6 protein-coding genes, 1 rRNA gene and 1 riboswitch are annotated in these 9,085 nt (G+C 41.7%); all 7 genes read left to right on the forward strand.

The window, feature by feature from the left end; translation table 11 throughout:
* Positions 1-6 precede the first annotated feature (6 nt).
* On the forward strand, positions 7-831 hold the full coding sequence (gene nadE / locus CSV76_RS10475) for an ammonia-dependent NAD(+) synthetase (protein ID WP_099625547.1): 825 nt from the start codon (positions 7-9) through the stop codon (positions 829-831).
* Positions 832-952: 121 nt separating this feature from the next.
* The gene (locus CSV76_RS10480) at positions 953-1,903 is read left to right on the forward strand and encodes an AAA family ATPase (RefSeq protein WP_099625541.1); all 951 of its coding nucleotides are present in this window, start codon (positions 953-955) and stop codon (positions 1,901-1,903) included.
* Positions 1,900-3,078, forward strand: coding sequence for a DUF58 domain-containing protein (locus CSV76_RS10485; RefSeq protein ID WP_085427170.1), 1,179 nt, complete (start codon positions 1,900-1,902; stop codon positions 3,076-3,078). The genes CSV76_RS10480 and CSV76_RS10485 overlap by 4 nt, the downstream gene beginning before the upstream one ends.
* Positions 3,075-5,243, forward strand: a complete 2,169-nt coding sequence (locus CSV76_RS10490; protein ID WP_085427169.1) for a transglutaminase-like domain-containing protein — start codon at positions 3,075-3,077, stop codon at positions 5,241-5,243. The genes CSV76_RS10485 and CSV76_RS10490 overlap by 4 nt, the downstream gene beginning before the upstream one ends.
* Positions 5,244-5,447: 204 nt before the next feature.
* Positions 5,448-7,001: a glutamine-hydrolyzing GMP synthase gene (gene guaA / locus CSV76_RS10495; protein ID WP_085427168.1), complete on the forward strand. Its 1,554-nt coding sequence runs from the start codon at positions 5,448-5,450 to the stop codon at positions 6,999-7,001.
* Positions 7,001-7,102, forward strand: a riboswitch (purine riboswitch). It overlaps the preceding gene by 1 nt.
* A gap of 83 nt (positions 7,103-7,185) precedes the next feature.
* The gene (locus CSV76_RS10500) at positions 7,186-8,520 is read left to right on the forward strand and encodes an NCS2 family permease (RefSeq protein WP_085427167.1); all 1,335 of its coding nucleotides are present in this window, start codon (positions 7,186-7,188) and stop codon (positions 8,518-8,520) included.
* A 439-nt stretch (positions 8,521-8,959) separates the two neighbouring features.
* Positions 8,960-9,085 (forward strand): 16S ribosomal RNA (locus CSV76_RS10505); the annotation flags it as partial.

Consider the following 9,085-nt stretch of genomic DNA (forward strand, 5'->3'; position numbering starts at 1 on the left):
GAAGCGTTGACATTGCAGCAAGAAATTATCCAGACATTACGTGTGAAGCCGGAAATCGACCCGCAGCAAGAGATCCGGACTTCCATTGATTTCATGAAGGCGTATTTGAAAAAGAATACATTTCTACTGGGATTCACCCTCGGTATTTCCGGTGGCCAAGACTCCACATTAGTTGGAAAGCTGGCGCAAATGGCGATTGATGAGTTGAATGAAGAAGCGGGAGAAGAAAAGTACCGCTTTTATGCGATCCGTTTACCGTACGGTGTGCAATTTGACGAAGACGACTGTCAAGATGCATTGCGTTTCATCAGACCGTCTGTTGTCTATTCAGTCGATATTAAAGATGCTGTAGATGCCAGTGAACGAACTATGATTAATGCTGGTATTCATATTACGGATTTTGATAAAGGAAATGAAAAAGCGCGTGAACGTATGAAGGTACAATATTCCGTAGCTGCTGTTCATCACGCCGTCGTTCTTGGTTCGGATCACGCTGCAGAAGCTATTACTGGTTTCTACACGAAATTTGGTGACGGGGCAGCCGATCTTATGCCCATCTACCGTTTGAATAAGCGCCAAGGGAAACAATTATTGGAGGCGCTAGAATGTCCTCCGCATTTATACAATAAAATCCCTACAGCCGATCTAGAAGGTAATAAACCTGCGATTCCGGACGAAGTGGCATTAGGTGTATCATACGATGAAATTGATGATTACCTCGAAGGCAAAGAAGTGTCAGATGAAGCGCGCAAGCAAATAGAAGCACATTATTTAAAATCAGCCCATAAACGACACTTGCCGATTACAATATTTGATGAATTTTGGAAATGAAAACTGCCGACCTTTTTAAAGACAAAGGGTCGGCAGTTTTTCTGTTTGTCGGAGTTATGTGTTTCAGGTATGATAGTCACATATAAAAGGCGGATTCAGTTCGTGACGGGGGAGAACAACTATGCATGCACAATGGATCGAACGGGTATTGAACAACGTAGAAAAAGTTATTGTGGGAAAAAGGGATATAGCAGAATTAAGTTTGACCGCCTTACTCGCAGGGGGGCATGTGTTATTGGAAGATGTGCCGGGTGTCGGTAAGACGATGCTAGTAAGAGCGCTGGCTACCTCAATTGGCGCACAGTTTAAGCGGATTCAATTCACACCGGATTTATTGCCGTCGGATGTTTCGGGCGTATCTATTTACAATCCTCAGACAATGCAATTCGAATTTCGTCCAGGACCTTTAATAGGAAACATTATATTGGCGGATGAAATTAATCGGACATCACCGAAAACACAAGCTGCGTTGTTAGAAGGAATGGAAGAAGCTTCGATTACAGTAGATGGAACGACTATTCAATTACCGAAACCATTTTTCGTTATGGCGACACAAAATCCTATTGAATATGAGGGAACATACCCTCTGCCAGAAGCTCAGTTAGATCGCTTTATTTTCAAATTAAAGATGGGTTATCCGACGAAGCAACAAGAGATAGAATTATTAAAAAGAGCAGAAAGGCAAACGCCAATCGACGAGATCGAGGCTATTCTAACAGTGGATGAATTACTTGAATTACAACATCATGTGCGAGAAGTTGCGGTAGACGATACGATTGTTTCTTATATTGTGGATTGTGCAGATGCCACTCGTCAGCATGAATCAGTTTCATTAGGCGTGAGTCCACGTGGCTCGATGGCACTAATGAAAGCATGTCAGGCCTATGCATTCATAAAAGGACGGACGTTCGTGTTGCCGGACGATGTGCAATATTTAGTGACGTACGCATTTATCCATCGAATGATACTTCGCCCTGAAGCAAAATACGAAGGAATTGATGCAGAGGCAATCATTAGCCGTATTCTTGATCGTCTAGAAGTTCCGGTCATGCGCAGGTCGGCTTCTTTATGAAGCAGTTGCAATCATTCGGACGCTTCGCAGGTGTTATTGTCATTGGTGCGGCTGCGTATGCCTTTGCGAAATTTCAAGGGAGTTTCGTTAGCTGGTTTGTTTTCTACACGCTAATACCTTTCGTAACGTACTCCGTGCTTCTCTTCTTCTATCCGTTACGTGATATAACTATTGCACGACATATCGATCAACACCATGTTACGAGAAATGGACAAGTATCCATTCGGGTAGTTCTAAAAAGGAAACTACCCTTCCCTTTACTTTATGTTGTTCTTATGGATAAACGAGTGCACGCTAAACGCGAAAAAGTCGAACGGAACATCACGCTTCTAGGATTTCGAAAGACGTATGAGTACACCTATTTGCTTAAGAATGTTCAACGTGGAGAATATACTTTGCCGGAAGTGACAATAGAAGTAGTGGATTTTTTTAATTGGATTCAAAAAAGAAAAGTGTTTACCGTTCGAGATAATTTTTTGGTCTATCCAAGTATAACAACGATCGTCTATGAATCAGGATCGAATGGGACGAGTGGTGGTCAGCAACTTTCCGCGTATATGCTGGCAAAGGAGGCCACTACATCATCGAGCGTCAGGGAATATGCGCCAGGTGATCGAATGTCTTGGATTCATTGGAAGTCGTTTGCACGTACTTCGAAATTAATGACGAAGGAATTTGACGAACAGCGATCCGAACAATATACATTGGTACTGGATTGTGGAACATCCGAAACATTTGAAGATGCGGTGGAGTTTGCTGCATCAATTGTTGCATCCGCCAGACAGAATCAATCCAAGCTGACCATGATGACAGCTAGTGATCATCCGAAAGTTTTTCCGTTAATACAATCCGCTGATCAGACACGGCAAGCTTTAGTGCACCTCGCCAAAATTCAATCTGAAGACATACAAAAGATTAAGTTACCGGTAGAGAAAACCATATCTGAAGGTGCCTTGTTGCTTATTACAGGTAATCTTCGCATGGAGTTCATTCGTAATCTGTTGACGCATACGCGTAAGGCTTCCACAATAACTTGCTTTGTCATGATGGCAGATGAAAAGGCTGCGAAAACACTAGAACCTATTGTTAAGCAAGTGAAAACGCTTGGTATTACTGTGAAATTAATCTATCCGTCAAATCGTTCGTCGGCTTTAAATAAGGCGGTGACTCTATGAAGAAACAAACATTGGATTGGAAAGTGCTTATTTTTTTGTACGCACTCAGCACCGTATTGCTATGGGAATGGTTTATCCCCATTATGGATTTAACTGATTTTGGACATCCTTCTTTATTCATTATCTATTTGGTGCTTTTTTTCACATTGGCATTACTTCGACTGCCATGGTGGATCAGTGGCGCGGTTCAGATCTTTTATGTGTTATGGGCTATACATTATATGTATCTTGATCGATTATGGATATCTATACAGACGACAGGCGAAATAGTAGCAGACGTACAGCGGAACATCCTATTTCTGATCCAAGGAGATCTTGGTGAATTATCGAATTTATTCCGTACGTTATTATTGTTTACGCTAGTTTGGATGATAGCTTATTTACTTCGTCACTGGATTGAAGTTCGACGTAGTATGATGATGTTTTTCGGTTTTACGGTAGTTTTTGTCTCCATCTTGGATACGTTCACTCCATATGATGCAACTTCCTCGATTGTCAGAATTATGATTGTGGGCTTATTAATCATAGGGTACCTAACATTGATTAAATTGTCGGATGATGGAGCGTTGTCACTTCGTCCGAAACGACTACTTCTCCTTTCATTGCCGGTATTACTGATTGTTGTGTCTGTTGGGTTGCTTTCAAAAAATGCACCAGTACATCCTCCTGCTTGGCCTGATCCTGTACCGTACTTATTATCGTTAAGTGGAGTAGAAGATAATGATTCCGACAAAGGGCTAGCAAGCGCAGGGTATGACCCTGACGATTCGCAGCTAGGTGGCGCGTTCGTTCAAGATCATCAATTAGTGTTTGAAGCAACCGTAGATGAACGACAGTATTGGCGTATCGAAACGAAAGATACATATACGTCAAAGGGTTGGGAGCAAGTCCAAGAAAACAATAAAGAACTATTATTTACAGGTGAAGATCTGGTTGATCTCCCGGAGAAAAGTGAAATGTCAAAAGCCATGTTGTTATTTGCGGAACCACTCCCGTTTTTGGCTACCCCGTATGGAACCAACAAGGTTTCTTCACCAGAAGGGTTACATCTAATGCATGAAGTTGCTGCAAACCGATTGTATCTACTGATGGGACTTCAAGAGAAAGTAAATCAGTATGAATTGGAGTTTACACAACCGGAATATGTCATGTCTGAATTACAAGAACCCGAAATGGTGAACTATGAGACGGTAGCGGAAGACATGAGTCATTTCGTCCAACTTCCAGAGAGTTTCCCTGATCGAGTCAAAGAACTTGCGTTATCAATCACGAAAAACGAAACTGCTGTCTACGACAAAGTGAAGGCTGTTGAGCAGTATTTTAAAAAGAATGGTTTTGTTTATGATACGCAAAATGTTCCTGTGCCAGATGATGACCAAGATTATGTGGATCAATTTTTATTTGATACAAAAAAAGGTTATTGTGATAATTTTTCAACGTCTATGGCAGTCATGCTTCGGTCGGCAGGCATACCAACACGCTGGGTAAAAGGGTTTGCACCTGGTAAGGTGGCGATTGAAGCATCAGGGGAAAATGTCTATCGCGTAACAAATGATGAGGCGCATTCCTGGGTGGAAGCCTATATTCCTGAAATCGGCTGGATGCCATTTGAGCCGACATTAGGGTTTACACATCCGACAGATATTGAATTTGATATTCCAAGTGTTGATCCGGAAGAAGAGGAGATCAAACAGCCTATAAAACCAGAAGTGGAAAAAGAGAAAGTTGCTCCAAAGAAGATTAATAAATCCCCGTTATTTGATGCGTTTAAACAGAAGCTTACGTGGTGGTTCTCTCAGTGGTGGCTTTATGCACTGCTACTTGCGTTAATTATTATTGCAAGTATCGTACTGTATAGCCGAAGAAGCAATTGGTTACCGAAATGGCGTGTACAACAGCTTAGAAAGCAGCCAAACGGTCGCGAGAAGTTTGAACAGCAATATACACAGTTGTTACAACAATTAGCTCGTATCGGCGCACCAAAAGATACCGCAATGACACTCTCAAATTATGCCGTACTTATAGATGAACGATTTGTTGGAAATCGAATGAAAGTCTTAACTAATGCATATGAAAGAGGAATTTACGGGAATGATTGGCAGTCACAAGAGTGGGATAAGTTAAATGAAGTGTGGGAAGATTTAATTATTAGCACTACATATTGATTTTTCAACAAAATATGCGTAAAATATGTAGCGGATGATGCAAGAAATGCTCTCGACATATCTTGCACTAACGAACGTCAGCTATCATCGAATAGTAGTACCTGTATTCTTTGATAGAAGAGACGCGTGGAAAGTTGACTTTCTCACGCGTCTTTTGTAGTTGAGTCATGAAATGGTACTAAAAAATTGGAAGAGGTGGATCAGTTGTCAAACGCTCCTGTATTAGCTGGACAAGAAAAAATTGTAGTTCTCGATTACGGCAGTAAATATAATCAGCTCTTCACGCGTACAATTCGTGAATTTGGTGTGTATAGTGAGTTGCACGCACATACAACAACTATTGAAGAAATCAAAGAAATGAATCCAGTCGGTATCGTGCTTTCAGGCGGTGCAGCATCTGTTGGAGACGAGCAAGCGTATGATATCGATCCGGCAATATTCACATTGGGCATTCCTGTGCTGGGTATCAGCTACGGAACACAGTTAATTGTCAATCATTTTGGCGGTACTGTAGAAAAGAGTACAAATAGCGAAAATAAAGAAGAGACGTTAACAGTGGAAACTGCATCTGCATTGTTTGCTGGTTTAACAGAGCAACAAAATGTTTGGGTAAGTCACAGCTCTAACGTTGTGGAATTGCCTGAAGGCTTCATTGCATCTGCAAAAGACTCTGCTGGTAATATTGCAGCAATTTCAAATGATGATCAGCAAGTTTATGCGATTCAATTCCATCCAGAAGATCACCGTTCAGAGAACGGCAAAGATTTCCTACGTAATTTTGTTTTTGAAATTTGTAAAGCATCGGGCGATTGGACGATGGATCGTTTCATTGAAATTGAAATAGAAAAAATCCGTTCAACGGTTGGCGATCGTAAAGTACTTTGTGCGCTAAGTGGCGGCGTAGATTCTTCAGTAGTAGCTGCTCTGATCGACCGTGCAATCGGTGATCAATTGACATGTATTTTTGTTGATCATGGTTTGCTTCGTAAAGGCGAAGTTGAAAGTGTCGTTAAGACCTTCAGTGAACAGTTCAGCATGAACTTTATTAAAGTGGATGCGCGTGAACGTTTCTTGAAGAAGCTTGAAGGTATTACAGAGCCTGAACAAAAACGTAAAATTATCGGCAATGAATTCATTTACGTATTCGACGAAGAATCCGCTAAATTGGATGGCATCAAGTATTTAGCACAAGGTACGATCTATGCAGATATTATCGAAAGTGGTACTGCAACTTCAGCAACTATTAAATCTCACCATAATGTGGGCGGTTTGCCTGAAGATATGGACTTCGAGTTAATCGAACCATTACGTGCATTATTTAAAGATGAAGTACGTGCAGTTGGAGCAGAGCTTGGTTTGCCTGAAGAAATCGTTAATCGTCAACCTTTCCCTGGTCCAGGACTTGGAGTTCGTGTACTTGGTGAGATTACAGAAGATAAGCTCAATATTGTTCGCGATGCAGACTATATTTTGCGTGAAGAAATTGCAATAGCTGGCCTAGATCGTTCAATCTGGCAGTACTTCGCGGTATTACCGAATATCCGTAGTGTGGGTGTTCGCAATGAACAGCGTTCGTACGACTATGCAATCGGAATCAGAGCAGTTCATTCTGTAGACGGTATGACAGCTGACTGGGCTCGTATCCCATTTGATGTGCTGGCTAAAATCAGTACACGAATTACAGCAGAAGTTGACCAAGTCAATCGCGTAGTTTATGACATTACAGCAAAACCACCGGGCACTATTGAGTGGGAATAAGATAAACAACAGAATATGATCGTATAACGCTGGGAATATGGCCTAGAAGTCTCTACCGAAACACCGTAAATGTTTCGACTACGATTCAATATATAGAAGAGTTCTTTCTATTTGAATTAATAAAGAGGCATGCGAATCCATTTCGCATGCCTCTTTTTACACAATAAGAGTAAGGAAGGTCACCATGAAAAAATATTTTGAGTTTGAGAAACTAGGCACTAACTATCGTCGTGAAATCATCGGTGGAATTACTACATTTTTAGCCATGGCATATATTTTAGCGGTTAATCCGATCATGTTATCTTTAGACGTTGTACCCGACCTACCTGATTCCATGCGAATGGATAAAGGCGCCGTGTTCGTTGCAACGGCACTTGCGGCTGCTGTCGGAACTTTATTTATGGGCTTAATTGCCAGGTATCCGATTGGGTTGGCGCCGGGAATGGGATTGAATGCATTCTTCGCTTTCACAGTAGTATTGACGTATGGCATTCCTTGGCAAACGGGATTGACTGGCGTATTGTTCTCCGGATTAATCTTTATCGTTCTCTCATTAACTGGTTTACGCGAGATGATCATCAATGCCATACCCGCACAACTGAAATTTGCGGTAGGGGCAGGTATAGGTTTATTCATTACGTTCCTTGGTCTGCAAAATGCAAATATCATTGTAGGGGATGAAAACACGTTGGTAGGCTTGGGTGATTTAACAGCTGGTCCAACCTTATTAACAATCTTCGGGTTAGTAATCACGATCATAATGATGGTGCGGAAAATCAAAGGTGCTATTTTCTACGGTATGATTATGACAACTGTTTTAGGTATGGCGGTCAGTCTAATAGACATTCCGCACAAAGTAGTAGATAAAATCCCATCGGTCGCTCCGACATTCGGCGCTGCATTCGACGCAATCATCAATGATCCAGGTTCATTGATGACAACACAATTCCTTGTTATTGTCATCACATTCCTTTTCGTAGACTTCTTTGATACTGCAGGAACGCTAGTTGCAGTAGCTACGCAAGCAGGTCTGATGAAGGAAGATCGTCTTCCACGTGCTGGTAATGCATTGCTTGCAGATTCATTGGCGACAGTAACGGGAGCAATAATGGGTACATCCACAACTACTTCTTATATTGAATCAACTGCGGGAGTCGCAGCAGGTGCTAGAACAGGGTTTGCTTCTATTGTAACGGCCTTATTGTTCTTGCTAGCCTTATTCTTCTCTCCTTTACTACTGGTCATCACGCCTGCAGTTACGGCTCCTGCTTTAATTATCGTAGGGGTGTTGATGGTATCGACATTGGGTAATATTGAATGGACACGTTTTGAAATTGCGGTGCCTGCATTCTTTACGATTATCGCTATGCCGTTGACGTATAGTATCGCAACAGGAATCGCGATCGGCTTCGTTTTCTATCCAATTACTATGCTAGTAAGCGGCAGACGAAAAGAGATCCATCCGATTATGTACGGGTTATTTGTGATTTTCATTTTGTATTTCATTTATATCAAATAATAATGAACCGCTCCCAAACTCAATAGGGGAGCGGTTTTATCTATTTATTCAACTGCTTTCGAAACTCTGAAACCATTGATTTCAATAATAAATAAAAAGAAATTGAAAAAACATGTTTAAAGTTGTTGACAGTTCAAATAGTGCCTGATATAGTAATAGAACAGTCAAGAACGCGACTGCAACACGAACCTTGAAAACTGAACAGCAAAACGTTAACGAAATACAGTTTGTGCCTGGCTTGCCAGTGACATAAACAAAATGAGTATCTTAATTGATGCCAGCAAATGAAACTCGAGCTAATCGAATTTTCATGCCGCTGAGCGTTGAGTTGTAGTGAAGTGCTAGGAAGTGATCGAGCGAAGAAGGGAGCGTACTTAGGTACGTGACCGACTAAGCGAGTGAAACTGACGACGCAATTCGCTGCGAATCGACGGTCAGTATTATGGAGAGTTTGATCCTGGCTCAGGACGAACGCTGGCGGCATGCCTAATACATGCAAGTCGAGCGAACTGTTGGAAGCTTGCTTCCTTCAGTTAGCGGCGGACGGGTGAGTAACACGTGGGCA

It is taken from the genome of Sporosarcina sp. P17b (assembly GCF_002743115.1).
GTDB lineage: Bacteria > Bacillota > Bacilli > Bacillales_A > Planococcaceae > Sporosarcina > Sporosarcina ureae_C.

Excerpts from the sequence above, each read along its gene's own strand:
- CSV76_RS10500 (WP_085427167.1), top strand. The coding sequence starts at position 7,186 with ATGAAAAAATATTTTGAGTTTGAGAAACTAGGCACTAACTATCGTCGT.
- CSV76_RS10480 (WP_099625541.1), top strand. The coding sequence starts at position 953 with ATGCATGCACAATGGATCGAACGGGTATTGAACAACGTAGAAAAAGTT.
- CSV76_RS10485 (WP_085427170.1), top strand. The coding sequence starts at position 1,900 with ATGAAGCAGTTGCAATCATTCGGACGCTTCGCAGGTGTTATTGTCATT.
- CSV76_RS10490 (WP_085427169.1), top strand. The coding sequence starts at position 3,075 with ATGAAGAAACAAACATTGGATTGGAAAGTGCTTATTTTTTTGTACGCA.